Raw genomic sequence first — 20,636 nt, 5'->3', positions numbered from 1 at the left:
CTTAGCTAAAAAATAAAAAACGGCCTACAAATGTAGACCGAATATTGAGCGAAAATTTATTTTCCCGAATTATTAAATTCTTTAAGCCAGACAATTGCCTACTTAACTTAACGGTTACCCACATATGTTTCTGCAGATGGTAAAGACGTTTTACCATTCACTCCTATCGTTTTAATAAAATAATAGTTGTTTTTTTCTTTAATGAAGTTTGCATCTATGTATGTAAAAACTTTTGCATTAACATCAGCTATTTTTGTTGGGTCTGTACCTCTTACATATCTATAAATTTCATATTTGGCTACTTCGCTTTGTGAGGGTTGCCATTGTAAAATGATGCTTTTATTATCTTTGCCAGTAAAGGATTTTAATGAATTTGGGGCATAAACCGATTGACTTGTGTTTACCGTTATTTCATTGCTAAATTCGCTTTCCTTATCTGCGTCAGTTACACCAGTTATTTTATAGCTCACTTCAATATCATTAAAAAGAAATTCATCCTTAAATGTATTTTTGAAGCCTAGAACAGGTGTTTTATTAACTTTAACATAAGATGAATTTCCAGATTTCCGATAAACATTATAACCAGCTATCTGTTTTACAACAGTTGTATCTTGCCAAAAAAGATAAATACCTTTTCCATCTTTTTTAAAATCTACGATAACTGGTGCCGCAACGCGAAAATTTGGATTACTTAGGTAAATAATTTTAGAAAAACCGCTTCTGGTATTACTTAAATTCTCAGACACAAGGGCATAGCCAACTGTTGGTGATAAATTACTTGTTGTATCGGTATAAACGTAATTTCTTTTGGCTTTCTCATCAAAATATATCATTTCTGTAATCGGTTTCATGTCTCCCCCAACTTCATTGGTACGATATACATAGTATCCACGGGTATCGTTATTGTAATCTGTCCAACTAACTACATTATGTTTATTCACATTTCTAACAACAACATTTGCTGGCGGATCTGATTGTTTGATTTGATGAACTAAGCCGTAAACTTTAATCCCTCTTTCTGTAGCTCTTCCAAGTTTATCTACAACCACTAAATAATAATAATATTTCTGACCAGGGATAATGGTTTTATCAATATAATTGTATCCAGCGGTTGAGACTAAAAGTTTATAACCACCTTCATATTCAGTTGAGCGATAAATATTTACCACACTCACATAATCTGGTTTTATAAAAGCCCAATTTAGTTTTATGTTATTACCAATTGAATCGGCAGTTGCCGTAAAAATTTTAGGTATTAACATTTGTTGATCCAAAGAAGCTACCCGAAGTGTATCTGAAAGTATTTTTGCACCACCTCCAAAACGGTTTACCGGACTAATGGTATATTGATAAAGCACATCTTTACTTACTTGATTATCTTCTACGGTGTATATTATGCTATCACCACGATGCTCAATATTATAAGTTGTTAAAATTCTATTGAACGGCATTTTAACGCCATCGCTTCTTTTCACCAATAAAACTTCCGGTATCTGTGCAGTAGCTTTAGCGCTCCATTCTATTCTAAATACATCTCCAGTGGTTTTTCTATTGGCGCTTTTTGGTTTATTGGTTATAAAAAAATCATTAGCAGAAACAGGTGTTGAGGTATATTTATGCTGTTCGGTTCCATCTCTTTTAAGCTGTATTACCCTGTATTGATAAACCACATTCTGTTTCGCAGTAGTATCAACCAATAAAATATTAAATGCAATTGCTAATGGCTGTTGAGTAAGATAAACAGAAAGCGAATCGTAATTAAATTTCTTTTTAAATATTGGCCACACCTCATCTGCCGTATAAGTAGTAGTTGGATTGTATTCAAAAACTTTGTTTCTTGCTGCCTGATAATTATTCTTTAGTTCTTCATAATTAGAAGGGGTACTAAATTTATATAGCGCTTGCCAATTGGATTCATTTTGTGCTTTTCTATCTAAACGAAAAGCAATTACATCTCCATCTGGGTGTTCGGCAGAAGCAGGTTTAAATAAATTGTATATATAAGTGCCTTTATATCCATTAAAGGCAACTTTACCTTCCTTTTGAGCGTTGGCCTGTAAACCAATTTGTACGAAAAGCATAATCAATAAACTTTTAACTACTGGAATTCTATACGGTTTCATAACTATTGATATGTTTTAGATTGATTTGAAATGAAAATACCTTTGTTATTTACTCCTGCTTGTACACCTAATACCAGTGTTTTATTAAGGCCTACCCTAACGCAAGGTATTGGACTACAGATATCTGTAAAACCTATACTTACGCAAGGTGTTTCGCAACTGCTATTGCAAACACCTCCGCCTACATAAGCGCTACCTTCTAATACAAATGTAAGCCCCATTGTTGCAGAAAACTCTCCTTTTAATGGTGCTAAATAGCCATTAATATCTGCATAGGTTTTGGCACCTAAATTTATACCTGCACAAGCTAAACCTATACTTGCACCGGCGCTTAATTTTACAAATGCACCTACTCTGCCGCCTACCGAGATGGCAATATCCTTAGGGTTTGAGGTGAAATCTGCCTTTAAATATGCCGCGGCAAATAAACCGTGGGTAAATGAGCAGTGTGCAACAGGATCGAGATCTAAATCGAAGCTCGGTAAGAGTGGTATTGGCATTTCGGCCGATACGACTAACAACACTCCTTGCACCTTTGTAAATGCTGTTTTTGTAGCATCGGTTACATCGGCATTGCCAAAATGTTTATAAAATGAGTTTTTTTGTGTTTCGGTTAGGGTTTTATTACCCACCATAAAACCAACGCCTATGCCTGTAAATGGCGTGTATTTTACATCGGCCAGGCCATTACTAAAAATGTACCATTCGCTGGAGCCTAATTTTAATTCTGCATCTAAATCTAAGCTGGCAAAATCTGTATTTTGGTTAAGGTGACCAGATCCAATTAATGCGTTTTCAGTAAAATCGTAAACAATACTTAAACCTTGTACGCCACCTGCACTCATATTATTTACGCCAAGGGCAGATGGATTTGCTACTATATCACCTTTTATGGTAAAACTCATTGGCGATGGTGCTATTCCGTTTGCCCCTGTCATGTCGCCACCGAAGGTAAAGTATTGCCACTCTTTACCTACAACCATGCTTTGTCCGGTTGCTTTATCTAAATAGCTTCCAGCTTTTTCGCCTTCATTGAGGTATATTTTGGTATCTTTTGGTACAGTTAGTTTAGTTTCGGTTTTTGTTTTAGTGAGTTCTACAGGAATTTTATACTTGCCTTTAAGGTCTTTATCTGTTAAATAACCTTTTAAGTAAAGTTCACCGTCGTTAAATCGTTGGTCGCCATCAAATGTTACTTTTATCCCTTTGGTATCTAACCCTAAGTTTTGAAACTTCACATCATGTTTATGTGCTAACTTGCCATTTTCTGCTTTATAGGTTAAATCGTAGGTTACTAAATCTAGTCCGGTGAAACCTGGAATATCCATGTTTAAATCGCCTCTGAAAGTTACAAAATCAGCGCCGCCCCAAACTGTGCTTGGTTTGTATTTCGCAATGCCGTTTAAGGTAACTGCTGGTTGTTTTTCGGACAGTAAAATTCTGGTGTCGTTTTCGTTACCGGTATCATAAAGATTAATATTGTTAATTTTAATTTCATCGGTAGGTTCTAAATCAGGCAAACCTTTAAGACTAGCTAATGAGGTGATGCCAGATTTTGTGATGAGCGATACCGACCATTCTCCTTTATCTTTTGAGTACCCTTTATCGTAACCAAAACTGGTGTACACATCATTTCCGTTTATGGTAATCGGAAATGCATTCAGCAGTTTTAAACTATTAACTTCAAAATCTCCAAAACCAATTTTAGTGCGGCTAACTTTTAAGTTTGAGAAAGGAAAAGTTAAGCCCAAGGCGTTAAGACTGCCTTTAAGGGTAAGGCCTTCGGAGCCAAAAGTCCAGGTTGGAGCCTCTAATTGCCATTGGTTTAATTTAATGGTAATTTTTTGTTGGTTCTCCGATTTGAAACCATTTTCGTTTAAGGTAAACTTTGCTTTAGCTTGTATATCCCGATTAGTTGTGTAAGCTAAATCGGTAGTTAGTGTACCCAAAAATGAAATACCTGTATTCGTTAACATTACGTTTGCATCTGGTGTAACACTAATATCATCTGCCCCAATAAACTTTGGTTTAGCGCGTGTATTGCTTGATACCAAAAATTGGGAAGAGGTCAGGTCAGAATTACCGGTAGAAAATGTATATAAATTATTCGTCTTTTTATCTGCTGGCAAAGCAGTAATCAACGCGTAAGACGCATTTGCATTGTTGAGGTATAAATAGTTGGTATCGCCAACATTATCTGATGATGAAGTTTCTACTCCTTTAGCCAACGATGCAGCATCTAAACCTATTTTTCCAAATATGCTGGCTGTTGTAGCGGTTTGAGGATATAAAGCCAGCCCACCTTTATCCAAAATTTTAATATCGTATTTAGAAAATAACACGGCTTCTAAATCATTTTGGTTGAAAACCATTCCATTTGCCAAGGTAAAAAAGCGGTCTTTTTCCTGTCCCGATGGTGCTTGGTTTACGTTTACCAAAATATCGGTAAATTCAAGTTTACGATCCACATATTTTCTTTTCAGGGTGCTTTCGCTTACATTACCTGTTGGCGTTAACTTGCCCGATATTTTATATTGTGTATTAGTTACATACTGAGCTTTGGTTAGTTCGATTGGAAAACCATACATGCTGTTTACATTCATATTAGGTGCTTTTACAAAGTTGAGCATAACATTAGCGTTTGCACCGCCTGGGTTTATGGGCTGTGTACCTCCAATATAATCTGCTTTAGTACCAATAATTGTGAATGATCTGTTGGCAGGCAACCTGCTCAGCGTTATGGTATAATAGGTTTCGGTAGAAAAAGTTGCTTCATTTTTTGGTATGGCTATTTCATTTTCTGTTATCGCATTATCATCATAACCATTGATTTTTGTTTCGGTAGCGCCATCGGGCGATACCATATCTTTAGCTAAATCATCATCATTTTGCTGTACAGCGCTGTAATAGTTATTATTTTTAGGCGCTGCCGATGCCATTTCAGTTGTACTGGCTTTTTTAAGCGCTCCTAATTTTATCTTTTTGGGTAGTTTATCTGTTTTCGGTACTACTTTAATTTCTTCTTTAGCTGAGTTTGTTACTATAGTTACTTTTTTACTGGTTTTATCATACTCATCTTCATCCATACCTTCAACGTAGGTATTGTACTCGCCATTTAAAGGTTTGGTTTCCCAATTACCGAAAACTTCTTGGGCATTAACTGTTATGCTAACGGCAGGTTCTACTTCTACGCTAACAATTACATCTGTAAGTCCATCTACATGTACTTGTGTTTTTGCGATGGTGTAATTTTTATCGGTTGGTACTATTTTTAACTCGAACTGGCTACCGCCTGCTGCAATTTCCACGTAGTTGTAATTTTTCCCTAAAAAAGTTCCTTTAGTTTGCAAATAATTACCAGTGTTTAAAACTGTTACGGTACTTTCTAATGTGATTTTTGTTCCTTTTTTATAACAATACACCGTAATGTTGCGGGTGTTCTTCTTAACCTTAAACTTTACGGTTTGGTTTGCTATAACATTATCTAACGTAACAACGGTTGTTTTGTAATTGGCTCTATCTACAGGAATTATGGTAAAAGCTACTTTGCCTTTTGGCGATTGTAGCGTTGTAGGGTAACCGGTTTCGGGTTTATAATCGTTCCAGCTAAAATCATCGCCAACAATAATGCGGGCGGCTACTGTATTTTCTTTATCATCAACCACTGTTGTAGTTAACATAATTGGTAAATCCATGTAAACTTTACCCAGATTTTCACGTTGCCCCTTTACCAATGGTTTACCACTATTTAATACTTTATAGGTAACTAAAAATCCATTTTTGGTAAGGCGGAGTAGTTTCCAGCTATCGTATAACCAACTGTTAATATTTTCGAATAGGAAACGACCATTTGTGCCGGTTATAAGATCTTTTTGTGGTGTTTTACCTTTTAAATAAGTTTCGATTTGGCTATTGGTTGCTGTATTTGATAAGCCAGACATATTAAAAAGCTCTACATGAACACCTGATAATACGGATGTGCTTGCGTTACTGCTTGGGTAAACGGCTCCGTCTATGTAAGGCGCCAAAGGAACTACGGGTACGTGTGTGTATCCAATATTGTAATCTTGTGTAGAAAAGACTTGTTGATCGGTAAAACTACCTTGTTTTTGTGTTTCGAAATTGAGCACACTGGTAACCGAAAAAGCATCTTGCGTAATGTAATTGTCTTGACTGGTGCTTATTGGCTCGGCAAAAATATAATACTTATCGTTAATATCGGCTGGTACAATCAATCTATCGAAAGCAAAATAACCTTCTTTTCCGGCAGAGCCAAATGAAACCATTTTATCTATAATTTCGTATTTCTCTGTTTCATTATATGCGTTTTTGCGTTCCCAAATCTTTTTGAAATAGGTTCCTTTATTTGGGTCGCCATCATTTACAGGTCGGCCGATAGGTATTTCATCGCCAATTTTTCGGCATAAATAAACATCCATACCTGCTATTGGCGTAATTGGCGGTGTAGCACCCGGTCCATTGTTTACAGCAAGTTTAGATTTGAAACTATATTGTTGTACCGTTGCGGTTAAGTCTGGTACGTTAATATTTTCGTTTTGGTTATAGGGAATGGGATGAGGTTCTGAATAATACTGATTACTTTGGATTACAACAACTAAATTATAGGTTTGCCCATCGTTAAAGGTATTGTAATCTTGCATGCCCACTTTAAAAGAATATTCTCCATTTTTTTTAACAGTGGTAGTGGCTATTACGCGCTCATCTGATAAAATAGTTCCATCTTTTAAAAGATCTTTTTGAGCTAAATTTCCTTTTAGCAGTTTTAATTCTGTTCCTTCTGGTAATGGCAATGGTGTGTTGGTTTTGCCGTAAGGCTTTGCCCATTTGTAGGTGTACCTGCCAGAAACGTTCATAGAAAGGAATTTTGGTCCAAACTCAACGGTTTCTGTTAAGTTTTTATTGGCAAAATTTGTAGCTTCAAAAGCATTTGTTTTACCACCAATTTTACTTACCGTTTGTGGGCTAAAATATAAAGCATCTAATTCATCAGTTGGCTCAAAAAACACCGTATAAGTATCATTTGCATTTACAGCGCTTACTAAGTTTGAAAAAGAAGTGTTAAAATTATTTGCATCTAACTCGTTAATATCAGTGCTGCCAACCACTACATAACTTTTGGTGCTTTTTTTAATTATATCTTTACCCAGCACGGTTGAAGATTTGTAAATGGGTATTTCTTTAGTTTGCCCTATTATATTTTCAACCTCCCCATCAAATACACTTTCGGCTTTGCGGAGGATATATAATTTGCCTTTATAATTACGTTGCGCTGTGGTAGTTAGCTTGGTATTTACTTTATAACTATATGCTTCAACTGTGTTTTCGGTTAAGGTAATGCTTCTATTATTTGCATTAGGTACCACAAACCAATTTGGATCTGACAGGTGATTATCGTCTATTTTCACCACTAAACCTTCTACAAAAGCGTAGCGTTTACCCGATATAGTTAGGGGTTCTGAAACTTTAAATTGAGCTTGGTTAATTGGGACATCGATTTTTAAACTGCCTTTTCCATCGGTTAAATTACCCATTGCATCGGTTTTACCTGTTGCTACAACTGTTGCCGATGGAATTGTTGGTGCGCCATAAGGGTAGGTTAATAAATCGCTTACCGATGCAATGCTATCCTGCTCCTCTGAATATATTTTTTCGACACCGTTTTCCATCACTTTAACACTTTTGGTTACTTTAAAAACTGGTGCCAACAATTGTACTTTTAATATCTGTACATTTTTATTAGCCACAGGAAAACCTTTTTCCAGCTCTGTTAAAACAACATTTTTATCAAGTTCTGCTTTTATTTTCATTAACTCAGCTTTAGATTTTGCATTCTGCAATTGCGTTTCGAGTTTGATTTTTAGCTCTTTATCTTGTTTTATTTTGTTAAAGCCTGTTGCATAATTATCATAAAAATTATACTGCAAAGTGCCTGATAAGGCGATTGTATAATCTGTAATATTTTTTTCGGATTTTACTGTAAATATTCTTTCTTCTGATAATACACCAGTCGCTATATGCTTTACTTGCCAGGTATAATTGTTACCATCTTTTATATATGCAGCCATTGCTGGCGATGATTTAAAATCTATAGTTTCTTTATTTACAGGAATAAAAATGCCGTTATCTTTTGCTGCATTTTGCTTGTTACCGCCCAATCCTTTAGTCAAATTTGCTTTCTTTTCGGCCGCTAAATCTTCTGCATTTTTTACTTTAGTAATGTGCAATTCGTATTTAGCAGTAACGCCAAAATTGTTTTGTTTCATGGCAACTGGCCCGTCATAAAAACCAACATTGTCATTTTTGGAAGAATTATCGGTGAAAGTCCAGTTAAACTTTAAGTCATCTAAATTTTTAATGGCGATATTTGCTTTGGGCGTATCTAACTGAAGTGTTGAGGTGATATAAGGATTTTCTCCATACCTAAACTCATTGGCACGGCTTATTCCATTATTCTTAAAAACTATTTTTCCACTCGGATCTGTAGCAATTACCCGCCAGGCATAACGTTTACCTTCTTTTAATGGTGGATCTGATGGTAAAAGCGGTGTACTGGTAACGGTAAATATTTTTCTGTTGATGACAGGGAAAGAAGTTGAATTTAAAACCTGGTTAGGATCTGTTTTCACATCAGGCATTTCGGCAACCTGTAAAGTATATTCCATTCCCATTGGTAAGATAACGTTGTTCCCCCAGCTGAATGACATTGTTTTAATGGCCGGCACCGAAACATTCGGTGAAGGGTTCATCAAAAACGGGGCATCCGGATAAATAATGCTGATGGATGAACAGCCCAGTGGTGCACCTGTAGAAATGACCTGATTATTGGCCATATCTACTGCCTGGATACAAAAAGTGTAATTGCCTTCTGGCAAACGCGAGGTCCGCACCAGCTTTACTTTATCAATTCCATATACATTTAGTGTGTTTAAATCGAAAATATCTTTTAAAGCCAGTCCGTTGAGTTGTTTGGTTTCATTTGGATTTAAAATGATTGGCTGTAAAGGAGTATAAGTTGACTTAGTGGAGATTGTGATGCCATTATCTCCACTTAACTGACCAGTCAGCTTAATTTTTTTCTGGGTTGAGGTTAGGTTTTGTACAATCAATAATACTTTGGATGCATTTTGGCCAGCATAATCTGCATAAAAAGGCGAATAGGGCGGCGAAATGCTAACATTGATGTTAACTTGTGCAAACAAACCACATGAAACCATCATTAAAAAGGCAATCAAAAGCAAAGTTGTGCTTCCTTTAAAACGCTTTATAATTGGGGAGAACTTAGTCATAGCAATTGATGTTAAAATTTAAAAGGAATGTGTTAAACCAAGATTTGACCTCAATTCGTTAAATGAAGGAAGCGTTACATCTTTTGAATTGCTCTTTAAATAATTGAGCGTTAAATTGGCCGCATTTCTTTTGCCAAGGCGATAAGAACTGTTAAAATTTACATTAAAAATATTCCCGGCATCGATGTTGTTATTGCGTTGCGATTGATAGCTAACCGAAGCACTTAAGCCCAAATTACCTTTATCCAGCGCTTGGCTAACGCCTAATGTTGGTCCATAAAAAATGGTTTTGCCAAAAGTTACTTCTGCTACCGTATAACTTAAATTGGCGTTGGCGCTAAAAGATTTTTTGGGCAGACCGAACTGATAAGATAAATTGGCCATTTTACTGTTCGATTTGCTATTGGGCTTCGTTAATTCATTTAAATCGACTAGCGATTGCAGATTGCCGACGAGTACAAAACCATGGGTAATACTTTCGTTATTAATATTATAACGTAACATGGCACTTAAATTATGATTGGTTCTGGCCACACGGAACATATCTATAATGGGGTTTAATCCCCGATCTTGTGTGATCCCGAAATTGGTATAGCGGAGGTCTGCACCATAATCAGCTTTATTGAACGAGATATTCGCAGCGCCAATTTTTCGGTTAGACCGGACTGATTTATCGTGCAGGATGTTGTCATTTTGCAGACCAAAACTTCCACCCAATTGCAACTGGCCCTTCATTAAACGCAACATTCCCTCAACCGTATAATTCTGTACATCCGTTTCGAAATAATAAGCGCCCATACTTTTATAATCAGGATCTACCCTACGGTACCTGAATCTTACATTGTAGCTGGTGGCATTGTAACCAATACTGGTTTGTGCTGCTGTTAATAATTGGGTAGAGGAATTGAGCGTAATCAGGTTTTTAATAAAATCAACTTTATCCAACTTTAAGTTTTTAACGGTATCCGATAATACATTTCGGGTATAGATACTGCCTGAAACATCCATATCAAAAACAAAATGTTTCAGAAAACTAAATTTTGAAGAAATGCCCAGCACCATATTTTCTGATGGGCTTAACTCAGTAGAAATTGGTGTAGCGCTTAGAGAACCTACATGGTCTTTGGCATTCAGAAAAATTAGATCCACATGGTTACGTTCAGTACCCCAGCCCAATTTGGCACTGTAACCTGTTCTCTTGTACGCGGCCTGTTGTGCCAAAGCGAGCGGCTGATTCAGATCTTCTTCTATCGCTTTATTAAACCGACCGTAAATAAATCCAAACCTTAATCTGCCAGGATTAAGTTCTATGCCTCCACCCAAAAAATTATGACCGGCCAAGGTAAATGGCGAAAATTCTAAACTTTGCCAGCCCGCATGAAAGGTGGCCCATTTATAAGTCGGACTAATGCCATACTGGTTAAAGGGTTGCGTATAACTCCGTTGTTGATCGCTAACTACAATAGAAAATGGGAACGATATACCGTAAACGGTTAAAGTTGGTGCTCCATTAAAAATATAAGAGAAATCCCTTTGTCTGGCCGGAATTCCATTTACATTATATGTGCCAAGCCCGAGGCCAACGGTACCGTTAATGACAAATGGCTTTTGCTTTGCTATTTGACCTAAATCTTGCGACTTAGCCAAATAACAGGCAGCGAATAAAAACAACACTAAAAGTGATATACGTTTCATAAATTCTACGTTTGTTGGAATAAAGAATAATCAGCAACTTTTTAATCAGCTACATGAATGTGATCACTTTAATGCTTTAAAATCCTTGTCATTTAGATTGAGCTTTTGCATGGTCTGCAACAATGGTGTATTATTAGGATTTATACTTAACACCCCTGTTGTACTTTGTGGAATGATGACTATCCTAACCTTATCAACTGGATAGGCAGTGAAAGTTGAACCAAATCCATTATAAAATGAAATCCTAACTTTTGCGGTAGTTGCATCAACCCTCAACGAATAGCTATAAATTAAATTTTGATTTGGATTTTGGCTTAAATCTGTATAGTTCAACTGTTTCCAGCTATAAACACCCGGTGTTTCTGTTTTTCGCATATACACCATTACAATACCTTTATTTACAGCAGTTAAATGTATGGCGGGGATGTTAAATACCGATGTAGTATCGTTAAATGAGACCCCATGTTTCTTTAAAGCATAGGTATTGAAATTAGCACCTTCACCACTCCAGTTAAAGGTTACATTATCGGGCGTTTCTAAAGAGACTACATTAGCATTCCCATCTGCACCTTTTAAAGATGTACCCGGAAAAGGCCAAGCGCCACCTGTTTTAGGGCCATACATAACATAACTTGTTAAGTCTATGTAAAAATCACCATCGTTACCTAATGTATTTTGCGGAAAACTGCCTCCGCTTAAAATTCTATTTCCATTGGTACCATTAGTTCCATTTGTGCCATTTGCACCATTAATTCCATCCGCACCTTTTAAATTGGTACCGTCACCCCAACCAAAAAGAGCTGTTTTAGGGCCATAAATCATAACCGGAAGCCTTGAAATGTAGAAATCTCCATTTTTCCCCAAATTAGGATCCGGGGCAGTTTCTCCACTATAAATAACAGTTCCATCGGCACCTGCCGGACCAGTAGGTCCCTGAGCCCCAGCTGCGCCACGCAAAAGAATAGGAACACCCCAGCCTGTATTATCTTTAGGGCCGTATAATAAATAATTGGTTTTGTCTAAATAATAATCGCCAGTTACACCAGCAGTTGATCCGGGTGCGCCATTTCCACTTAAGGTTGTACTACCATTTGTACCGTTGGTGCCGTTCGTACCATTAGCCCCATTTGTGCCGTTAGCTCCATTCGTACCATCAGTTCCGTTAGTGCCATTAGCCCCGTTTATACCATTAGTGCCTTTCAGTACAATTGGTGTACCCCAAGCCCCAGCGGTTTTTGGTCCGTATAAATTACCCGTCGTTTTATCTAAGTAATAATCTCCGTTGGCTCCTACTGTAGCAACTGGAACACCCGAACCACTATAAATAATGCTGCCATCTTTACCTGCAGCGCCTGTTGGGCCTTGTGCACCATCAGCACCACGCAATAAAATCGGGATGCCCCAGCCCGTGGCTGTTTTTGGTCCATATAGTTGATAATTGGTCTTATCCAGATAATAATCTCCTGTTATACCAGCCGATGAAGATGGAATACCATTTCCACTTAAAGTAGTGCTGCCATTGGTTCCATTTGTACCATTAACACCATTCGTACCGTTTGTACCATTGGTTCCGTTGGTGCCATTCGCACCAGCTATCCCCATTAAAGTAATTGGCGTAGCCCAGCCAGCAGCTATTTTTGGTCCGTAAAGGTTTCCTGTTGCCCGATCTAAATAATAATCGCCATTTGCGCCAAGTACTGTCGGAGGTGTACCTGTTCCACTATAAATGATGCTGCCATCTTTGCCTGCAGCGCCTAACGGGCCAGCATTTCCTGCCACTCCTTGTGGTCCGGCTGGGCCTTCTGGTCCTTCCAATCCAGTTTCAGAACACGAATTAAATAAGATAGCAATAAGGCAGATGATTAAGAAAGCGTAAAAATTTTTCATAAGGGTAATTTTTGATTGATTGAAGATATTGCTCAATACACAACAATTTGGAACCTAATCGATGAACGGAACGAAATAATCGGTAAAGGGTTTGCCTGGCATTTGTAATCCACACGATCACAGATCAAATTTATCCCAGAATGAGGTTTGACACATAGTACAAACACGACAACCTCAAGCAAATGCATGTTATTTAAAGAGAAGTGTAAAATTCTGATATAAATGCTTAACTTGGATATTGTAAATATTATCCTTAACCTCTCACCTTAAAAGGTCAAAATATTATGGGTTTTACCTATTTTATGCCTGAACCAAGTCTGCAACAATATGTAGAGAGCATTATTGTTATAGACCTCAATTTCAACGAAGATTTCATTAAAGAGATCACAATCGTTCCCGATTACAGGTCTTGCTTATGTTTTATACTCGAAGACAAAATCAGCGCTTATGAAAACGGGCAATTGGTGGAAAGAGAAAACGTGATTCTGGCCAGCTTCCATTTATTTTCTACGATCATGAATCTCGGCAAAAAACACCGGGCGGTCTGTGTGCAATTTAAGCCTATCGGCTGGAACAGTTTGATGGAAAACGTACCTCAGAATGAAGTGCTGAACACCTGTTATGATGCAAAACTATTTTTAGGGAACTATGCAGCTATATTAAGCGAACAGTTGGCAGAAGCAAGTTCGGCCCCTATACAAAATGATATTATTCAGTCCTTTTTGAAGGAAAAACTGAACAGCTTAGCTGCAGCCTCTCCCTTCGATCGGGCCATTGATATTTTTATCCGGTCGGGCGGTAACCTGACCATAGAGCAGACGGCCTCTCTCGCCTGTTTAAGCCTGCGGCAGTTTGAGAGGCTATGTAACCATAAAATTGGTGTTTCACCGCGAATGTTTGGGCGTTTAATTAGATTTTCTAACACCTATAAACTTAAAGAACAACATCCAAATCTATCATGGAACAAGATCGCGTTTCATTGTGGCTATTTCGACCACATGCACCTCATCCGCGACTTTAAACAGTTTTCGGGTACCATACCCACTATTACGGAAGATGAAGACCATTTTAGGTCATTCCCTTACGAAAGCCATAAAAATAATCTTTCGATCAACCCTCTCTAGTTTTAAAAAACCAAGGTAATTTCGGTGCCATTTTCGATACCGCTGCTGATGTTAAATGCTGCATTAATTTTTAAGGCAAGCTCCTTAACAATCAATAACCCATAACCAGATGATTTGCTTTTTACCTGCTTATTATCTATTAACGCCTGGATCTGATCAGCAGGGATTACCCCACCTTGATTAATTACAGCGATATAAATCTGGCTGTTTTGATTTAAACCTGCCCTTAAATAAATTGTTGTTCGGTTAAAAGCATGATTGATTGCATTCTGCACCAAATTGCGTAAGATAATCAGCAATAAATTTTGATCGCTGTTTAAGCTGCCTATCCCCTTAATTTCTGTGATTAGCCTTATCTCTTTGGCATCGGCCTGATTTTGCATCAACAAGACGGTATCGCTGAACAATTGGGCCAAATCAACCTCGTCAATGTCGAGTTCAAAATTTTCCATCTGACTTTTGGACCAGAGTAATAGATCTTCCATTGTTTCTAAGAGATTTTTCGAAGATGTTATTAATTTTTGTCGGTGTTGATCCCGCTCTTCTTCAGAGACCTGAATATCATTTTTTTGCTGGAGCTTTAAAAAAGTGAATAACTGGCTTACAGGACTTCGTAAATCGTGAGAAATAATACCAAATAATTTTGTTTTGGTTAAATTGGATTCATTAAGTTTTTTATTTAGAATATCTAATTCCCGGTTTTTTTGATCTAATATATTGGCCGATTGCTTTTTATTCCTATAAATGGCATATAATAATACTGCAACCAAACCTGATAGTAAAAGACCTGATATGAGCCACCATTTTTGTTTTTTGGCAAATAGCAGTTGTTCGTTCTGAATATCGATCAATTGCTTCTTTTCTTTATTTTGATATTTTTCTTCGGCTTCAGCGAATATTTTTTTGGTATCAATTGCAGTTAAAGAATCTTTAACCATGCTTAGTTTTTTGCTGTAGGCATATGCTTGTTTCCAATTGCCTAAACCTGCATAACAATTTGCTATGTTTTCTATCGAGGCGATGCGCATATCTTGATAGCTCCAGGCAAGCGCCAATGGTTCGGCTTTTTTAAAATAAGGCAATGCTTTTGTATAATCCTTTAAGGCTAAGTATACTTTTCCATTCACGTAATTTAATTGCGCTTTATAAAAATCAAAGGCCCAGATTTCACCTATTGTATTGGCGTGCGTACTGTATTTTAAGGCCTCTTTGTTTTTACCGAATTTGATAAAACCCTGCGCAAAGTACATATCAGCATCTAAACAATTGTTCCATAATTCGGCATTACTGTATTTTTTGCAAATATTTAATAAGCTATCATAGTATAATTCTGCCTTACTCATTTTCTTTGTGATCACTAGGTTTTTGGCAGTATACAAATAATAGTAGCTTAGCAAAACCTTATTTTTAACTAAATACTTGCGCATCTCCTCCAAATAAACCTGTTGTTTAGCCTCCTGGTCCATATTACCATAAGTTCTAGAAACGATTACCGCTGCCTCCGCCACTTCGTCTGAGCTTATTTTTTTCGACTGGTATAATTCCTTATAATTTGAAAATGCGTTTAAGGCATATTGAAGTGCTTTCCCGTCGTTGCCGGTCAGTTTATAATACCTCGAAATAAACAAGAGGGCAACTGCCACAGCATAGTTATCTTTTTTGCTATCAACCACCGTTTGCAAAACCTTTGCAATAGAATCCCTCCGGGCTTTGCCTGATTTCTTTTCCGGATTGCAAAGCGACAAGATAGAACCTAAAGATTGTGTAATGATTTTTGTATCGGTAACCTGCCTGGCATATTTTAGTGCCTGTTCATAATTTTTGATACAAGAATCAGAAGAAGCCGTACTTGATTCGGTTAAAAGACCTTTGTAAAACCAAAAACGGCACAAATGCTTCGCATCGTTTTTGGGGGTAATTTTAAATGCCGTAGTTAGGGTTGTTCCGAGTAATTTATTATCTCCCGCCAAATAAACAGAATCGCACGAAAGAAGTAACTTTTCTAAATAATCATTAATATTATTTGCCGATTTTATTTTAGGAAAATCTGGTTGTTTTTGGGCAAATACCCCTGCACAATAAAAGAAAAGAAAAAAAATAACGATGTTAAATAGGTATTTTTTCATCATTGATATTTAAAGTCAACCATCAATTAAAAATTTTCTTAGCTTCCTTAACATACGTTTTACCTACCGGAATAACGCTTGCCCCCATATCAATACTTTTTAAACTCGTACCTTGAATTTTATTAATAGAAACCACGTAGCTTCGATGAATACGGATAAATTTGCCGCTAGGCAACGACTCTAGAAATGCACTCAAGGTAGTTAAAGTTAGATAGTTTTTATTTGAAGTAACAACTTTCGTATAATCGCCAAAAGCCTCTAAATAAATAATCTCATTTACATTTAGTTTAACCGTAGCATACCCCTCCTTAAAGATAACATTTTCATTTTCGAATAAAATATCATATAACTCCGCCTTCTCTTTAAGGATAACAAAATCAGTTAAGCGCTTCATACATACATCAAATCGATCGCTTTCTACAGGCTTTAAAATGAAATCAAAAACCTTGAGCAAAAAACCTTCTAATGCATACTCAGGGTGAGCCGAAATAATAACATTAATGGTACTGGTATTGTTAATGGTTCTGATAAATTCGAGTCCATTAATATCAGGCATATCTATATCCACAAACAGAATATCTGGATGGTGCGCATTGAAAAAACTCAATGCTTCAATACAGTTGTCAAAACTTCCAACTAATTTTAAATCTGAACACCTATCTATTTCATTTTCAACAGACTTCCTATCTAAGTCAGAATCATCGACAACAATACAAGATAACGGGACTCTCATACGATTAGCGGATTAGATGTATAAACATAGCAAAAAAATTACAGTCTGCACATCAAAAAAAACTTTGAATAAAATTACCCACAATATTAAATTTTGCTAATATTTTCAGTGATTGAATGGTGTAAAATGAATGATGGACCTCAGCGTCTCGCCAAAGAAAAAATTAATTACCTCTTGTTGATCACTTTACAACAAAATTATCAATTCGTTTTCCATAGGCGCTTTATATCACTTCAACTAAGCCGTACATTTGTAAAAAAGAAACAATGAACGATATTACAGATTACCCTGTGTTGGCATATGTTGTTAAGCTCATCAAAAACACCATTACCGACATTAAAACAGAATATATTGCCCCAGCTAGCGTAGAACTTAAGGACGGCAATGACACGATATACCTTCAACAGCGAATGGATGAAAACGGTAATCCTTCAACAATTTTCATTAACGATCCTAAAGATATCATCTTCAGTGAAGACTTGCTTCCCTCTTTGAAGAACCTACAGGAAGGAGCTGAAGGAAAAACAGCACAAGAGCTGTTGAATGCCAGGGTGATCATCAACGAATTGGATGTAGAAACACACCTGATCTTCCATGCAGTAAAGGATCATTTTGACGAAATCAGCAACAGCTATGAATTTTCTAAGGCAATTGAAAAACAGGCAGACAAAATAAAAAGCAAATTTAAGTTCGGGAGTCATGCCTTTGAACTTACTGTGACCAATCATGCACAGCTGATCTCCGTTACAGCAGATTTCCCTCCTTCATTTGACGAGTCTATCAAAAAAACCATCGAAAATGACGCAGCTAAGGTTCAACTGGCCGTCCAAAAAATATTTAGATAAAGTAACGATAGCAGCATATTAAAGATTGAAACTAAAAGAAATGAGGTTGTATCATAAATATAGATTTGTCATCCTGAAGGATAATTTATTTTATGAAAATTAATATTAATGACATAAGGGGTTTTTATCCTATTTTAAGCTGCGAGGAATCGTCATTGCGAGAAGGCTTTTTCAGCCGACGAAGCAATCTTACAACGATCGCTACCAGCGTGCGCATTAAGATTGCTTCGTACCTCGCAATGACGAGCTTTCCATGGAAGTCTGTCATTGATAGCTTGTCGAAGGACTTGTTTAAATACCCATTAAGGTGTTTCGACAAGCTCAACATGACAGCATCTGAGATGGAGTTGCCTTTATGATACAATCTCATTTCTCTCCAAATAATACTGTTTTATTTTACGTTCTTCTTCTCTGCCGGCTATTTAACAGTTATCTTCAGTTTCTGGGAAATATTATTGGATGAATTTCCAAGCTGCAGGATAAAGTCTCCAGGTTCAACGTTCCAATCCTTTTTACTTTCATCATAGAAGGCAAGATCTGACACTTTTACATCCATTTCAACAACTTTCGTTTCCCCTGGCTGCAGGAACACTTTTTCAAAGGCTTTCAGCTCTTTTACCGGGCGAGGTACGCTGCAAACAGGATCGTTCATATACAACTGAGCAACCTCAGCCCCATAGCGTGCTCCTGTGTTCTTAATAGTAAACCTGACCTTGATGATATCGTTTTTACTATAAACCGATTTATCTGCAGAAAGAGTGCCTAAATTAAAGCTGGTGTAAGAAAGGCCGTATCCGAAGGCGTATTGAGGCACTATTTTTTTTGTATCAAACCAACGGTAGCCGACCAAAATATCTTCCTTGTAATATTGGTTAATACTATCTCCAGGATAGGAAATTTTACCGTAAAAATGTGCACCGTTATCTTCCAGCTTTTTTGGAAAAGAGAATGGCAGCTTACCAGAAGGGTTTACCTCCCCCGAAATAACATCAGCCAATGCAGATCCAGCCTCTGAACCAAGATACCATCCCTGAATAATGGCTGGCACCTTATCTACCCAAGGCATCGATACTGCATTACCACTAAGCAGTACCACAGCCATGTTTTTATTTACTTTCAATAAAGCATCAATCAGTTTATCCTGGCCGAAAGGAAGACTTAACGATTTACGGTCACCACCTTCACAATCCTGAAAGTGGTTTTTATTCAGTCCTCCGATAAAGAATACAATGTCGGCATGTTTAGCAACTTCGATTGCCGCATCCATCAAAGAATCAGCATTTAGCTTGGATGGTTCTTCACGTCCGTACATTGATGGCCCCGAAGCATATCCAAGACTGTATGTTATATGGTCTTTCCCATATTTAGCAATCAACCCATCCAATGGCGATTTTTCATAAGCCACCTTCAGTGATGATGATCCACCGCCGATTACCAGACTGCGATCGGCATTTTCACCTATAACAGCAATCTTTTTGAATTTACCGTTTGTAACAGGAAAAAACTGTTTATCATTCTTTAAAAGCACAATGCCTTCCTGAGCTATTTTACGGGCTGCTTCACTGTGTTCGGGAGAAACGAAACGGCCAAAGGGCCTGTTGGCGCTCATGGTGGTACGGAAAATCAAACGTAATATCCGGCGGGCTTTATCATTAAGCAAAGCGATATCATATTTCCCCTCTTTTATGCCTTTAAGGAACGGATTGGCCAGATAGTAATCCGAGTAAGGAAACTTTCCCTTAGTTGTTAAACCATCGGTGTAGGTACCCATTTCGAGATCCAGCCCGTTGTTAACCGCCTGATCGGTGCTATGAACACCTCCCCAGTCGCTAATCACCACACCATCAAATTTCCAGTCTTTTTTTAAGATTTTATTCAAAAGCAGATCATTGTGGCAGCAATGCTCGCCTCTAAACTGATTGTAAGAACCCATAATAGACCAGGCTTTCCCTTCTTGCACTGCGGCCTTAAAAGCAGGTAAATAAATTTCATATAATGCACGGTCGCTCAGATCAACATTGATATGCCCGCGCCATTCTTCCTGGTTATTCAGTGCAAAATGTTTTACACATGCTGCTACGCCAATGGATTGAACACCCTGTATATAAGGCACCACCATACGTGAACTGAGATAAGGATCTTCACCCAGATATTCAAAATTACGCCCGTTTAATGGTGTACGGTAAATGTTTACCCCAGGGCCTAACAAAACGGTTTTATTGCGGTAACGCGCCTCTTCTCCTATTGACTTGCCATAAAGCAGCGATAATTTAGGATTAAAGGAAGCCGACAGACAGGTAAGCGCAGGAAAGGCCGTACAAGAATCATTTGTCCAGTTGGCCCCGCCCCATTCATCCCATAAAACTTCCTCACGGATACCGTGGGGGCCATCATCCGTCCAAACTTCAGGAATTCCTAAGCGGGGTACGCCTTTTGAACTAAACTTAGACTGGGCATAACAAAGCGACACTTTTTCTTCGGTGGTCATTGCTGAAAGTGCATTTTCAACCCGCTCTTCTATGGGTTTATTTATATCAAGGTAAACTGGCAGCTTTTGTTGCGCGTTAACCATTAACCAGGCTCCTGTTGCTACTATAGTTAAAAATATCGATTTCATTAAATTATATTCTTTTGTGTTTAGTTTTTATCGTTTTTGCCTGAAAGATTTACTGGTTGCCTACCTGGAAAGCCAGCAAAAGGGCTGTTTTTGATTACCCCTGCTTTACCTGTTCTTTACCCTTTGTTGCTACCAGGTTAACCCCAAGCTTACCCCGGGGTTACCTTTTCTTTACCTAA

General features: G+C 37.5%; 9 protein-coding genes. 2 read left to right on the top strand and 7 right to left on the bottom strand.

Features of this window, described 5'->3' with window-relative positions; all coding sequences use genetic code 11:
- Window positions 1–107: 107 nt before the first annotated feature.
- From AC1DNH_RS01985 to AC1DNH_RS01970, 4 genes are all read right to left on the bottom strand, one after another.
- Window positions 108–2,123, bottom strand: coding sequence for a fibronectin type III domain-containing protein (locus tag AC1DNH_RS01985; RefSeq protein WP_477625114.1), 2,016 nt, complete (start codon window positions 2,121–2,123; stop codon window positions 108–110).
- 2 nt (window positions 2,124–2,125) lie between these two features.
- Window positions 2,126–9,430 (bottom strand): hypothetical protein, encoded by a 7,305-nt coding sequence (locus tag AC1DNH_RS01980; protein ID WP_477625113.1) that lies wholly within the window; start codon window positions 9,428–9,430, stop codon window positions 2,126–2,128.
- A gap of 18 nt (window positions 9,431–9,448) precedes the next feature.
- Window positions 9,449–11,125, bottom strand: a complete 1,677-nt coding sequence (locus AC1DNH_RS01975) for a hypothetical protein (RefSeq protein ID WP_477579175.1) — start codon at window positions 11,123–11,125, stop codon at window positions 9,449–9,451.
- Between the two features lie 63 nt (window positions 11,126–11,188).
- Window positions 11,189–13,012 (bottom strand): collagen-like domain-containing protein, encoded by a 1,824-nt coding sequence (locus AC1DNH_RS01970; RefSeq protein ID WP_477579173.1) that lies wholly within the window; start codon window positions 13,010–13,012, stop codon window positions 11,189–11,191.
- Window positions 13,013–13,296: 284 nt separating this feature from the next.
- Between AC1DNH_RS01970 and AC1DNH_RS01965 the strand changes: the two genes are divergently transcribed.
- A complete protein-coding gene (locus AC1DNH_RS01965) occupies window positions 13,297–14,136 on the top strand; it encodes a helix-turn-helix domain-containing protein (RefSeq protein ID WP_477579171.1) in 840 nt (279 codons plus the stop codon).
- Window positions 14,137–14,138: 2 nt separating this feature from the next.
- Here AC1DNH_RS01965 and AC1DNH_RS01960 read toward each other — a convergent pair whose 3' ends face one another.
- Window positions 14,139–16,262 (bottom strand): ATP-binding protein, encoded by a 2,124-nt coding sequence (locus AC1DNH_RS01960; RefSeq protein ID WP_477579169.1) that lies wholly within the window; start codon window positions 16,260–16,262, stop codon window positions 14,139–14,141.
- A gap of 22 nt (window positions 16,263–16,284) precedes the next feature.
- Complete coding sequence (locus AC1DNH_RS01955) at window positions 16,285–16,995, bottom strand: LytR/AlgR family response regulator transcription factor (RefSeq protein ID WP_477610554.1); 711 nt, start codon at window positions 16,993–16,995, stop codon at window positions 16,285–16,287.
- A gap of 266 nt (window positions 16,996–17,261) precedes the next feature.
- Here AC1DNH_RS01955 and AC1DNH_RS01950 point away from each other — a divergent pair, with 266 nt between their 5' ends.
- Window positions 17,262–17,840 carry a hypothetical protein gene (locus tag AC1DNH_RS01950; RefSeq protein WP_477582562.1) on the top strand — a complete coding sequence of 193 codons (579 nt, stop codon included), beginning with the start codon at window positions 17,262–17,264 and terminating at the stop codon, window positions 17,838–17,840.
- Between the two features lie 418 nt (window positions 17,841–18,258).
- Here AC1DNH_RS01950 and AC1DNH_RS01945 read toward each other — a convergent pair whose 3' ends face one another.
- The gene (locus AC1DNH_RS01945) at window positions 18,259–20,457 is read right to left on the bottom strand and encodes a beta-glucosidase (protein WP_477625112.1); all 2,199 of its coding nucleotides are present in this window, start codon (window positions 20,455–20,457) and stop codon (window positions 18,259–18,261) included.
- Window positions 20,458–20,636 lie beyond the last annotated feature (179 nt).

This window comes from Pedobacter sp. 01N310 (assembly GCF_056399805.1).
Note: the sequence above shows the minus strand (reverse complement) of the source record. Positions and strands in the feature narration are given on the sequence as shown.